This window comes from Brevibacillus sp. HB2.2 (genome assembly GCF_013284275.1).
GTDB classification, from domain to species: Bacteria; Bacillota; Bacilli; order Brevibacillales; family Brevibacillaceae; genus Brevibacillus; species Brevibacillus brevis_D.
In genome coordinates this window covers 87,376-100,538 of the sequence record NZ_JABSUV010000004.1, presented here as the reverse complement: position 1 = coordinate 100,538, position 13,163 = coordinate 87,376, and the positions used below count along the sequence as shown (strand labels likewise).

Genomic DNA, 13,163 nt, shown 5'->3' with positions numbered 1-13,163 from the left:
TTTACTTTGTCTATCTCAATTTGAATAATTTGGAAAAACAGAGAAGCCACCCATCATAGGTGGCTCTTTTTCTCTCTATGCTAAAGGGAAATGACACGCGACCTGCCGATCCTGCCCAACCTCTATGAGCTCGGGAATCTCCTTGCTGCATCTCTCCTGCGCCATCGGACAACGAGGATGAAAACGACAACCTGACGGCGGATTGGCCGGAGATGGTACATCCCCTTGCAGGACGATCCGCTCTTGTCTACGATGCGGAGTGGGCTTCGGAATCGCCGACAACAATGCCGCCGTATACGGATGCAGTGGCTGTGCAAACAAGTCATCCGTTCGTGCAATCTCCACCATTTTCCCCAAGTACATCACGCCTACCCGATCAGAAATATGGCGTACCACATTCAGACCATGCGCGATAAATAGATAGGTCAGCCCCATCTCTTTTTGTAATTTCATCATCAGGTTCAAAACCTGTGACTGTACGGACACATCCAGCGCAGAAACAGCTTCATCCGCCACAATAAACCGTGGTGAGAGTGCGATTGACCGCGCAATACCGATCCGTTGCCGCTGTCCGCCGGAAAACTCATGCGGATACCGATTTCGTCTCGAAGGATCGAGTCCCACCAGACTCATCAACTCGACTACTCGCTCATCCATTTCCTTTGCAGAAGCCCGCAGATGAACCCGCAAAGGCTCTCCAATAATATCACTTACCAAAAATCGTGGATTCAACGAACCAAACGGGTCTTGAAAAATAATCTGCATATCCCGTCTCAGCTTCAAATTCTCTTGTCTATTCACCTGATGGATATTGGTTCCGTCAAACAGCACTTCTCCGCTTGTCGCCCTTTGTAAATTCAGTACGACACGCCCCAGTGTCGACTTCCCGCAGCCGGATTCCCCCACGAGCCCAAATGTCTCCCCTGGTCGAATTCCAAAAGATACATCATCTACGGCTTTTACATGACCGATGACACGGCTCAACAAGCCGGCCTTAATCGGAAAATACTTTTTGATATGGTTGGCTTCGATCAAATAATCCCGGTTCATTGGCGGTTCACCTCTGCTTTGCTTCCAGCGACTGAATCGGCACGCTGATTTATTCTGAATTGGTTGCTGACATCTTCGTTCAACCAGCAAGCCACTTGTTGTCCCGTAACAACCTCGCGCAAAATGGGCTCCTCTTTTCGGCATTTGTCGATCGCATACGGACAACGCGGATGAAAACGGCAGCCCGTCGGCAATTGAGTGATGCTCGGGATGGTGCCTTGGATGGTGTACAATTCTCCGCCGCGCTCTCCTTCAAATCCGGGAATAGACTGCAGCAAGCCAATCGTGTAAGGATGCCGGGGCTCGTCAAATATCCGTTCGACCGTTCCCTCCTCCACAATCGTTCCTGCATACATCACCGCGATTCGATCCGCCATCTCTGCTGCTACCCCCATGTCATGGGTGATCAGCAAAATCGACATGCCCAATTCCTTTTGCAGCCGTCTGAGCAAATCCAAAATTTGCGCCTGAACCGTTACATCAAGAGCTGTTGTCGGCTCGTCTGCTATCAGCATTTCTGGGTTGCAAGCCAGGGCCATCGCGATGACAACACGTTGGCACATCCCTCCAGACATTTCGTGCGGGTACTGTTTCACTCGTACTTCCGGCGCCGGGATCCCAACCAAACGAAGCATATCGATCGCTTTTTTGAACGCATCCTGCTGGCTCATATTTTGATGCAGCATCAAGCTCTCCGCAATTTGGTCTCCTACCGTAAACACCGGATTGAGAGCCGACATCGGGTCTTGGAAGATCATCGCGATTTTGTTTCCGCGAACGTGCATCATTTCATCCAAGTCCTTTGCCGCCAGATCCTGACCGTGAAACATGACGTTCCCACTCTGAATAAATCCACCCGCATAATCAATCAGTCGCATGACTGCAAGTGACGTCACACTCTTCCCGCTACCGGATTCCCCTACCAAGCACACCGTCTGTCCTTTGCCAACGTTGATGCTCACTCGATCCGTGGCCTTGACCGTGCCGTCATCCGTAAAGAAGCAAGTGGTCAAATTTTTTATTTCGAGGATGTTGCGTTCCACTTGTTCAGCCTCCTTTTCGGGTTTTTCTTTTTCTTCCGTGGGTCGAATGCATCGCGGATGCCGTCTCCGACGAAGTTCACCGCTAGAACCACGAGTAAAATACAAAGACCAGGATAAAGTGCTTGCAAAGGATCGACCAGCATGAATTCCTGTGCCTTGCTCAGCATTAATCCCCAGCTTGTTTCAGGTGGTTGAATCCCCAAGCCTAAATAGGAGAGACCTGACTCTGACAGAATGGCCGAACCCACCATGAGAGTCGCGTACACAATGATGGGAGCCATCGCATTGCGTATCAGGTGACGCGTAATAATGCCCCAGTGTGAAACGCCGATCGCTCTCGCCGCTTCCACATACTGCATTTCCCGTAGCTGCAAAAACTGCCCGCGCACCAGACGTGCCACACTTGTCCAGCTCGTCAGCGACAAAATCAGGATCATGTAGACAAATTCCGCTCCGAAAAGCGCCAAAACCAGAATGTTAAAAAACAGACTCGGAATGGAGTTCATCACGTCCACGAGACGCATGAAGCAGGTATCAATCCAGCCGCCAAAGTAACCAGAAATCGCTCCAATCAGCGTCCCGATGACGACCGCAGCAAAAGCAACGCTGAAGCCGACCAGCATAGACACCCGACTGCTATGAATGAGGCGGGACAAGATATCACGACCGAGCTCGTCGGTTCCGAGCACATGCCCTTCTGTTCCAGGAGGCAGATTGGTAATCATAAAATCAACCTTTGCCGGATCATGCGGTGCAACCCAATCGGCACCCGCGGCGATCCCAACAAAAAACAGGAGCACGATCAAGCCACCAACCGCATACGGATTACGCATAAATTTTTTGCCCGCGGTTTTCCATAGCCCAGGAGGCTTTTCCCCAACAGAATTTGTCGGAAGCTGTCCACCTGGCCGATTCGGTTCAACAACAGTGTCATCTTGAAGCTGCAATTGACTCATGCTGCCCTGCCTCCTTTACGTCCAAGCTGCACTCGTGGATCAACCAGTGCGTAGATTAAATCGGCTAACAGGTTTCCGATAATCACCATCAGTGAAATCAGCAACGTGATCGACATCAACACAGAATACTCACGCGCTACAGCCATTTCTACAAACAGACGGCCCATGCCTGGCCAGTTAAATACACTTTCTGTCAATGCTGCACCTGCTACCAGCGTCGGCAAATCCAATCCGATGATCGTCACGACAGGGATCAATGCGTTCCGCAGAGCATGGCGGAAAATCACGCGTCTTTCCTTCATCCCTTTGGCACGTGCCGTCCGAATATAGTCTTGCTCCAAAACCTCCAGCATACTGGCGCGCGTATATTTGACATAGGCTGCGATGTTCACCAGTGTTAACACCGTAACAGGTAGAATCAAGTGCAAAATGAGGTCGCTTATTTGTCCCTCTTTTCCCATCGTGTACATGTCAGATAGTGGGAGCAGGTTCAACTGCATCGCGAAATACTGTTGGAGCATTATCCCAAACCAGAAGGTCGGCATCGCAAATCCGAGATAGGCAACGATGGAAGCGATCTGGTCAGATAGACCGTATTGCTTTGTACTGTTGTAGATGCCCCAAGGAATGGCGATCAGCATGGAAAGTCCCCACGCTACAGACATGAGCACAAACGTATTCCAAACCGTCGGCCACAAAATATCACCAACAGGAACGTTATTTTTAAAGGTATGGCCCAAATCTCCTTGCAGCAAATTACCGACCCATTTCATGTATTGAATATAGACAGGCTGATCCAACCCCATATTTTTCATCTGAATAAGCTGTGCTTCAGGAGACATTCCCGGTGAGAGCATGACTTTTAGCGGCCCTCCGGGTGCTGCATGCATGAGTCCGAACGAAACTACTGTGATCAAAAATAAAACAAGCACGGCTTGTAGTACGCGACGTACTAAATATTCAGTCAATCAGCATCCTCCTTTCGTTTGAAAGGGGAAGGGGCAATAAGGCTGCCCTTCCCCCTTTTCCTATTGCTAACCGCTACAAGCCGAGCTTATTTTTTGGTATCGTCGATCCACCAGTTCAGGAAGCCAAAGGTCTCCCCATACGGAATCATGGATACTGGTTTAAACTCATCCTTATATTTGACGCGAGAAGTCATGCCTCGTGGCGTTCCGTACTGATACATGAATACGTATGGCAGGTTCGTCGAGATTTCTTTTCCGACTTCTTTATAGATTGCAGCGCGTTCCTCTTGTTTTACAGTAGATACAGCCTTTTCCCAGAGCGCATCCAGCTTCGGATTGTCGTACCAGCCAGCGTTGTTGCCAGGCGGGAATGCCTTTTTCCCGAAAGTAGAAATACCATCCGGATCTGGATCAGACAATTGCCAGCCGAGTAACAGAACCTGGAATTTACCAGGGTTGGCATACTGATCGACAAGAGCCGAGAAGTCTAATGCTTTTGGCTTCGCTTCAATTCCGATCTCTTTCAGGTTTTGCTGAATAACGACTGCTGCCTGTTCACGGCGACTGTTCCCCGAGTTGAAAATGAATTCAAAGGAGAAGCGATTGCCGTCTTTGGCAAGAATTCCATCTGCCCCGGCTACCCATCCGTCTTCTTTCAGCAATTGTTTTGCTTTCTCTGCACTATATTCGTAATGGACTGCTGCATCGCCCGGGTCTGCCCATGTACCTGGCAGGAACGGTGCATCCATAATTTTTCCGGTTCCTTTCAAGATATTGTCGATAATACCTTGACGATTGATTGCGTGGGCAATGGCCTGACGCGTTTTTTGACCTTCAAACAACCCGTAGTTGTTCGGGAAGTTCTTCTTGTCAAAGTTGAAGGCAAAATATTCATAGCTAGGACCTGGCTCCGTCGAAATGTTGATCGTTCCTTTCGCCTTCACCGCTTCGAGCTGCGTGACAGGAATGGAATCTACCAAGTCAACGTCGCCTTTCATCAGAGCCTGTACTTGTGTGTTTTGATCCGCATAGATTTTGTACACAACCTTTTGAATATGCGGCTTCTTTTCACCCCAGTAATTTGGGTTAGCATCTAGCACATGGAATTCCTTTTGTTTCCACTCGGACCATTTGTACGGTCCGGAAGTAGGTGTCTTGGCTGGATCTTTTCCGTAAGAATGTGCTTGCAAATCTTTAAACGGTACGTCTTTCAACACATGGGCTGGTGCCAACTTTTGCATTAATCCAAAAGCAAATGGAGCGTACAATTGTTTCAATTTGATTTCTACGGTGTAATCATCCAGCTTTTTCATCTCATTAACTTTGTCGTATTTCGTAATTTCTGGTGATCCAGTCTCAGGAGTTTTGATGGCATTAATGGTAAAAATCAAGTCGTCAGCCGTGATTGGCGTTCCATCAGACCATTTCGCATTATTCTTCATCTTGATGGTATAGGTGAGGCCATCCTCGCTTATTTTCGGCAACTCGGCTGCAAGGGACCAAGGGTAAACTGCTAAATCAAAAGACGGGTTCCGATTGTACAAATACGCCTGAGTGTACTCCATAACGTCGCCGGATGCTGTATCATTCCCGAAAATCGGATTGAGCGTGACGATGTCAGACGTTGTAGAATGCGTAAACGTTCCACCGTCTATTGGTTTCTCATCATCCGTACTGGTCGCCTGAGGAGCCACCTGCTCCACCGGTTTTTTTGTTGGTGCTGGTGTTGTAGTTCCTGGCGAAGCATTGTTCCCGCTTGAGCAACCGACCAATAGCGCGCCGGTTAAAGAGAGCAACGCCAACGGCTTTAACCAACCTCTCCCTTTTTTCAAATCATTTCCCCCTCTTTCACATGTTTTCAAGCCTTTTCCATAACGGGTAATACATCCCAAGGCCTGTCTTTTTAATATTAAATAATTTTCTGTTATTTGAAAATATTTTCCCTTTAAAAGATTTGAAAAAATCAGATGATTTTATATTCTTTTATAAACCTTAATAATAAATCCCCCTTCAAATAGAGGGGGAGCGAACCTATCTGCTCTACACCGTTTGGAACTGCAACAGTTCACGTACAATGACTAGCGCCTTGTCGATATCCGCTGTCTCAATACCAGAATGAGTCACCGCTCGAATTCTGCCGTGACCGAGCTCCGCTACGCGCAGCCCATGTGCTTGCGCTGCTTCTATGAAGGTCTGCCACGTATGGACTGGGTGTTCAATCTGGAAGAACACAATATTGGTCTCTACATCTTCCACATGAGTCACGATTCCTGGAATCTCTGCCAGACCACGTGCCAAGCGTAGGGCGTTAGCGTGATCGACTGCCAATCGATCCGTCATTTGCTGCAAGGCAACCAGGCCTGGCGCTGCAATAATCCCTGCCTGACGCATGCCGCCACCCAGCATTTTGCGCAGACGATACACTTTCTGAATAAAGTCTTCTGTTCCGACGACAAGGGAACCAATCGGTGCTGACAACCCTTTCGACAGACATATTTGCACGGAATCCGCATAACGAGCAATCTCAGCTGCATCCACGTCAAGAGCAACAGCCGCATTGAACAAGCGTGCACCGTCCATATGAACAGGCACCGACTTTTCGTTTGCAAATGCGCGAACCTCTTCCAAATAAGACAGCGGCAGGACACGTCCCCCCATCCGGTTATGTGGGTTTTCCAGGCAGATCAGGGAAGGCAGTGCGAATTGTGGATCTTCTGGCTCCAACGGAAATACCCTTTCCATATCAGCGATGTCCAACCTTCCATCTGGCTGCGTCGGAATCGGCTCGTACATAATGCCACCACACACAGCCGCACCACCCGCTTCATAGATGTAAATGTCCGTCTCATTGCCTACAATGACTTTGGAACCGCGCGGACAATGCGCCAGTAAGGACGCCAGATTGGCCATCGTTCCACTCGGCATGAGAATGGCTGCCTCTTTGCCCAGCTTCCGTGCCGCTTCTTGCTCCAATTGGCGAACCGTAGGATCTTCCCCATACACATCGTCACCGAGTACCGCCTCTTGAATGGCATCCATCATCTGACTTGTCGGCAAAGTGAATGTATCGCTTCTCAATTCTATCAACGGTTTCATACCCCACTCTCCAATCGCTGACCTACTTGTACTCTCAGGCCGTCTTTTACCTGCTGGATCAGCTCAGCCGTCTCGCTGTATTGCTTGCCTTCCACGATGACATAGCCGAGACGATGCGAAAAATTTTGCGGAGGCTGGACGTTTTGTCCGATTTTTGCATGAATCGCTACCTCAGCAATCCCCGGCAGGTTACAAACAGTATCCATTCCATGTATCCCGCTAAAGGTTCCCTGACTCTCAGCAACGAGAAAATGAATGCCTGCATAGCGTTGCTCTTCGATGGTTTGAGACAATTCAGGCGCAAGTCCAGCCGCACACCGAATCTGTTGCAAAAGCAGATCAATCCCCGTGGAGCGGCGAACCAGCTCTGGAATCATCCCACCGGCAAGCCTTGCGTTGACTTCGATGACAACACAACCTGCTGATGTCCACTTCACTTCCGTATGGGCAGCACCGAACTGGTACTTCACCGCCGCTAATGCCCTTTCCACTGTTCGCTCGATCTCCTGCTTCTCTTCTACGGACAACGGTGCAGGGAAAATATGCCCTGCTTCCACGAAAAATGGATATCCCGTTAACCGTTTCTGGGTAATGCCGATAATAAAGCATTGCCCTTGCCATGAAAACGTCTCCACGCTAAATTCAGGGCCCTCGACATACTGCTCGAGAAGAACTGTCCGAGCTGTTTCCTGACCGCGCGCATTGTACTTGATGGCAAGGATTTCCGCTGCCATATGCTCCACTTCATCCCAGCTAAAGCACAGCCGCACGTTATTGGACCCGCTATCGTCAGCGGGCTTCACCACGCAGGGCAGAGAAATGGAAGACCGCGCTTCCAGCAATTCCTCCATAGAGCTTATTGCCAAAAATGTAGGCTGAGACACTTGATGCCTCTGAAGCTTCTCGCGAAATATTGCTTTATTGCGGCAGACCTCAATTGCCTCCAACGAATTGCTTGTCCAACCGAATTTCCGGGCCAGCTTGGCAACCGATTCGAGGTAATAGTCGCTTGTCGACATGATTCCGGCTATCTCCCTGCCTTCCTTACTCACCTGTGCTACACTGTCAGTCAGCTCTGCTTGGGAATTTGTGTCTGTCACGACTATGTGACATTCCAACTCATTCAAACCGTGGTAACGTTCAGGCTTCTCTGTGAAAAATACGGGTGTAAACCCCAATTCGCGCGCCTTTTTCATAGCAAGCATACCTGTCCCCGTCGTATTCGCTTCAACGAACAGAAAGTGTTTGTTCATTCGGATACATCCCCATCAATTTAGAATAGGACCAGCTAGTCACGACTGTCTTTGGTTCCACACATTGCGGCGTGTCTCGCAGGTTCGTCTGCATTAGACCCTTGCTCTCCCGGTAAGAGTGGCTATAGATCGTATCGACATACCGATCCCCTCGATCCGGCAATATGGCGACGATATTACACTCACTCCCGACCTGGCTCGCTAACCAGTTGGCTACGGCATACACGGAACCTGAGCTGTTGCCAGCAAAAATATGCTCATTACGCGCCAACTGCAACGTAGCCGCAAATGCCTCAGCATCGTTCAACCAATGCACTTCATCGATCATGGAAAAATCTACATTCTCGGCGATCAAGCTGTTTCCCAAGCCACCTTGTAGACGCGTCGGCTGATCGGGCTGTCCGAATATCACACTCCCTGCTGCATCGACCGCCACGACGCGCAGCTCCTTAAAATGCCGCTTCAATTCTCTTGCGGTCCCGGACAAGGAACCTCCGCTGCCGACTGCACCAACAAGCACGTCAATTCGATCGAGGTCTTGCATCAACTCGGATGCCAGCGCAGCATAGGCACGCGGATTTTCCGGATTATCATACTGTCGAGGCCAGAACGCTCCTGGATGCTCGCTCATTAATTCTTGGAGCCGCTCCAGTCTGGCGCTTTGCCACCCTTGTTTTCCCATCTGCGAAACTACGTGAACGTGGCAGCCAAGCGAGGTCAACTTGGCATAGGTAATCGGGTCAATTCTCGGATCAGTCACGATGTGTACGTCATGCCCCAACTGACGCCCAACCAAGGCCAAGCCGCAAGCCAGCGTTCCTGACGAGCTCTCGATAATCGGCATGCCCTCCTGAAGTTCTCCCGACTGTATCGCTGCCAGGATCGACTGCTTGGCTACACGATCCTTCATACCGAACGGATTCATTAATTCGAGCTTTGCAAATACGGAGCCCACTGCTCTTTCATCAAGTCTCAACTTGACCAGAGGGGTATCCCCGATCGTATCTGCCAACTGTTCATACCGCATCTACGCTCACATCCTTCCCTTGCTTGCCAGAAAGAAGCCTCTTCATTACCCTCTCCCGGCCTTTCTTCGATCGCCTGCAATTGCCCTTGTCGATCTTGCCATTCCCGTTGCAGCTCCTCCGCATGCTCCCTCTGTGCTGTCAGCATCTGCTGTACTTCCTCCGGGTTCGTGGAGCCCGCTGATTTCTTCGCATACAAGCCGCCCTGCACATCGAAGGAAGCAGCGAGGAGTGCGGCCGTATCTGGTATTTGAAAGCCTGCTTCCGCGCAAGCTTCATCGAGTAGCCGTGGATCTCCCGGCTCCGGCGATACACCGTGTTCCAGCGCGCCCACGATGTATCTGCCTGCGATTACCTGTGCTGTGCGATACGGAATCCCATGCTCCAGCGTCAGCAAATTCGCAAGAGTAAATCCTCCAAAGAAGTCCCGTTTACATATATGGAGCAAACGATCCTCATTGAATTGCAAATGATCGATCACCGCCTTTAACAGGCGCAAGAGCGTTTTGGTTTGTTGAAACAACCTCAGAAGATGAGTACCCGCCTCTTTGGACGTCTCTACCAGATTCGTGAAAGCTGTATTGCGCTGACCGAGCACCATATCCATATAAAATCCCGTTAGATGCGCACTCTTCCCCCGGATACGCTCCAGGATCGGGAAATTTCTTTTCTGTGGCATGGCAGAAGAGATTCCGGATAGCTCATCCGGCAATTGGAGGAAGTTCATTTCGCTGCTGCCCCATTGAATCAAATCTGTTGTAAACCGGGAGATCAATACGGAGAAGGTCGACAGCTCTCCTGCCATCCTCAAGACCCACTCCCGAGACGCAACCGCCGACAACGCACTCATCCGAGGCTGTCGAAACCCTAGCAGCTTGGACAATCGTTGACGGTCCCACGGCAGTTCCACTCCTGCCATGGCCCCTGCCCCAAGCGGGCACTGATTTATTTCGTCATAAATTTGTATCCATCGATTCATGGCTTGCAAAAATTCACTGTTCATAGAGGAAAGATAGAATCCGGGGGTAATTAATTGTGCGGATTGGTAGTGTGTATATCCCGGCATGGGAACCGAACGATATTGAACAGCCAGTGTATGCATCGATTGAATCAGCTGTCCCAATTCTTCTATCGTCTCCAGCCATTGCCTACGACCAAACATCACCTGGGCGCACGCTTGGACATCATTGCGGCTGCGATCCATATGCCAGCATGGTACCGGTCTCGGGAGCAAACCTTCGATATAGCGCTCGAGGGCAAAAGAGATATCAGACATGTTCCGTCCGGGGTCAGGAGCGATTGTTTCTGGTGTAGCGGTCTGAAGTGCCTGTGCGATAGACAAAGCGTCTTGTCGTGTAATCAAGCCCATCCTGACATATTCCAACAGCATGGCGAATTCAATCTGAATATACCCAGGCAGCAAATGATCGACTTCATATTTGAACTGTGGCTCCAATACTTCATCATGCAAGAGGCGGCTTGGTGTCGAAGCTATACGGCCCGTTAATTTTACACTCATGCAAAAGTACACCTCGCTTCCGACTGAGTAACGATCTAATCAGGAGTTGCCCTAAAGAGGGATACCTCCTGATTTTTGTTCCACATACTCGTAGCTTTGTTCTTTTTTCATTCTCAAGTGTGGATTCATCAGCATGAGAACCACAATGAGAAGTCCCGCTCCGCCAATGATTCCAAAGATGGTAAATATGGAAACAAGACCAGTAGTCAAACCTACCAGGAAGACCGAAACAGGCATAGCGCACAGAACCATTACACTAATTAAGCTCGATGCTCTTCCCAAGACTTCTTTCGGCACCATCAAGGTGATCAGCGTACCCATTTTGATATTCACAAATGCGGAGCCTATTCCATTCACAAATACACAAATGACTTGCCAAACAAGCGGAATGCCAAACGCAAACATCCCGATTCCGATGCTGAACAGACTAATGCCGCAGCAAATGTAAATAATCGCATCGTATCGATTCAAATAATTAATACAGAGGGACCCAAGCAAAATCCCGATAAAAAAGCTGATCTCGAGCATGGCCAATTCGGTAACATTGGTAACGACCAGTGGCAGCAAAATCGCTTCTGGAGCCGTCAAAAAATTGAGGATGGTAAAATAAATCATGCAATTTCGCAAAAAATCATGCTTCGTAATCGCATGGATTCCATCCTTCAAATCCGTCATGATCATCTTGGCTGTAAACTCACTGACAGTAGAAATGACAAGCTCTTTCACGTTAATCCATAAAATAATCAGTGCACCTAACAAATAGGTGACGACATTCAAAATAAAAGCGTATTCCATTCCAAACGCGATCAACCCCGCTGCCATTGCCGGAGCCGCCAGACTGACAATCGTTTGAATCATCTGCGATAAACTTTGGGCTTGCGTCATATGTTGTTCGGGAACCAGTGTCCGAATCGCTACCGTGAGTGCTGGCCGAAAGAAGGCACTGACTGTGGTCAGCAAAACGGCAATGATGATCAGTGCAGCAGGATGTAGCCTATTAAACAAAAACAACAGAACGATGCACAAAATGAGCGCTGCTCTCAATAAATGCGAAACGACCATGATCCTCTTTTTATTTCCTCGGTCAACAATAACGCCCGCAAACAATCCGAATATGATCAATGGAATGGTCTCCGCTGCCAATAAAATCGACATTAACAAAGGACTTTCCGTCAAAACCTTCATTAGCCAAATAAGCGCTAATCGATACACTCCATCTCCCATATTCGAGACAAATTGCGAAAAGATTAAATAGCGATAACTTTTCAAGCTCAGCAACGCCCGAAAAGATACCTTTTCATTAACGCTTACTGGCTGTTCCATCTCGATCATCCACTCCCAATACGAACGCTACGTGTGGTACACATGCACTTCTTTATTCAATTCGCTTAACCATCTATACCCCAGTTCGAGCTTTTGATAGAAGTCAGGTTCTTCTTTCAACAATAAAATACCGAGGCTGGTCCCGCTGTGTGCCACAACCGTTCCTAACCCTCCAATTTTTTCGTTGATCTCCATGACTTCAGGCAATAGCTTCTTAGGCAGAATTTTTTGATTCAAGATCGCACTTCTGGACGACACGGCGCCTATCGTGTGGACATCTCTTTCTCTGATCGCTTTCGTGATTTTTTGCAGCAAGAGACTGTATTCCATCTTTTCCTCATTGGTAAACGGTTTTGATTGCTTGTTAAACTCTACCGTATCAATTGTTCCCCCTTCATCAATGCTTACAATACACAAGGGGGGGAGCTCCCCAAGATATTCTCGGAGCTTGACCTCCTTATGGTAGTAAGCAACAGCTCCTTCATACATCACTCCGTCAGTCGGCTCTATTGTCGATAAAAACAACTCCAGTAAAGCAGGCTCCATTTTTATATGAAAACAATTTTCTACTGCTCTGGAGGCAGCCACCAGATCTGCCGATGAACTTGCCATGCCTTTTCCTACTGGGAGTTCCGAATTGATCTCCAAAATTCCGCCAGCCGGAAAGCTATAATGCTTGAGTATTTTTTCTACGAGTTTTTTCGATTTTTGCTTGGAACGAGGTACAATGACGATCTCTTGTAAGGATGGAATAGAATAAAAAGTAGCATAGGACGCATTTTTTATAGGCAAAGTCACTAGAAAATCCCGATTATTTTCCCCTAGAATCCCCTGCAGAAGCTCCCCAAAAGTACCGTTAGCTGCTCCGATGCCTACGTCTGTTGTTTGAGGAAAATTACGAATGGAACTCGTCTTTATCATGCTCATAGA

General features: G+C 48.8%; 10 protein-coding genes and 1 pseudogene. All 11 read right to left on the bottom strand.

Features of this window, described 5'->3' with window-relative positions; all coding sequences use genetic code 11:
• Positions 1-75 precede the first annotated feature (75 nt).
• Entirely contained in the window at positions 76-1,050 is a 975-nt protein-coding gene (locus tag HP401_RS04090; protein WP_173604166.1) for an ABC transporter ATP-binding protein, read from the bottom strand.
• Positions 1,047-2,093 (bottom strand): ABC transporter ATP-binding protein, encoded by a 1,047-nt coding sequence (locus tag HP401_RS04085; protein ID WP_173604165.1) that lies wholly within the window; start codon positions 2,091-2,093, stop codon positions 1,047-1,049. Before HP401_RS04085 ends, HP401_RS04090 begins: the two co-directional genes overlap by 4 nt.
• The gene (locus HP401_RS04080) at positions 2,069-3,049 is read right to left on the bottom strand and encodes an ABC transporter permease (protein WP_173604164.1); all 981 of its coding nucleotides are present in this window, start codon (positions 3,047-3,049) and stop codon (positions 2,069-2,071) included. Before HP401_RS04080 ends, HP401_RS04085 begins: the two co-directional genes overlap by 25 nt.
• Positions 3,046-4,017 (bottom strand): ABC transporter permease, encoded by a 972-nt coding sequence (locus HP401_RS04075; RefSeq protein WP_064202008.1) that lies wholly within the window; start codon positions 4,015-4,017, stop codon positions 3,046-3,048. Before HP401_RS04075 ends, HP401_RS04080 begins: the two co-directional genes overlap by 4 nt.
• An 86-nt stretch (positions 4,018-4,103) precedes the next feature.
• Positions 4,104-5,849, bottom strand: a complete 1,746-nt coding sequence (locus tag HP401_RS04070; RefSeq protein ID WP_173604163.1) for a peptide-binding protein — start codon at positions 5,847-5,849, stop codon at positions 4,104-4,106.
• A gap of 208 nt (positions 5,850-6,057) precedes the next feature.
• Positions 6,058-7,113: a low-specificity L-threonine aldolase gene (ltaE, locus tag HP401_RS04065; RefSeq protein ID WP_173604162.1), complete on the bottom strand. Its 1,056-nt coding sequence runs from the start codon at positions 7,111-7,113 to the stop codon at positions 6,058-6,060.
• Positions 7,110-8,366 (bottom strand): ATP-grasp domain-containing protein, encoded by a 1,257-nt coding sequence (locus HP401_RS04060; protein WP_173604161.1) that lies wholly within the window; start codon positions 8,364-8,366, stop codon positions 7,110-7,112. The genes ltaE and HP401_RS04060 overlap by 4 nt, the downstream gene beginning before the upstream one ends.
• The gene (locus HP401_RS04055) at positions 8,341-9,393 is read right to left on the bottom strand and encodes a PLP-dependent cysteine synthase family protein (RefSeq protein WP_173604160.1); all 1,053 of its coding nucleotides are present in this window, start codon (positions 9,391-9,393) and stop codon (positions 8,341-8,343) included. Before HP401_RS04055 ends, HP401_RS04060 begins: the two co-directional genes overlap by 26 nt.
• Positions 9,383-10,910 (bottom strand): annotated as a pseudogene (locus HP401_RS04050) (lyase family protein). Before HP401_RS04050 ends, HP401_RS04055 begins: the two are co-directional and overlap by 11 nt.
• 51 nt (positions 10,911-10,961) lie before the next feature.
• Positions 10,962-12,233 (bottom strand): MFS transporter, encoded by a 1,272-nt coding sequence (locus tag HP401_RS04045; protein WP_173604159.1) that lies wholly within the window; start codon positions 12,231-12,233, stop codon positions 10,962-10,964.
• Positions 12,234-12,260: 27 nt separating this feature from the next.
• On the bottom strand, positions 12,261-13,160 hold the full coding sequence (locus tag HP401_RS04040; protein ID WP_173604158.1) for a GHMP family kinase ATP-binding protein: 900 nt from the start codon (positions 13,158-13,160) through the stop codon (positions 12,261-12,263).
• Positions 13,161-13,163 lie beyond the last annotated feature (3 nt).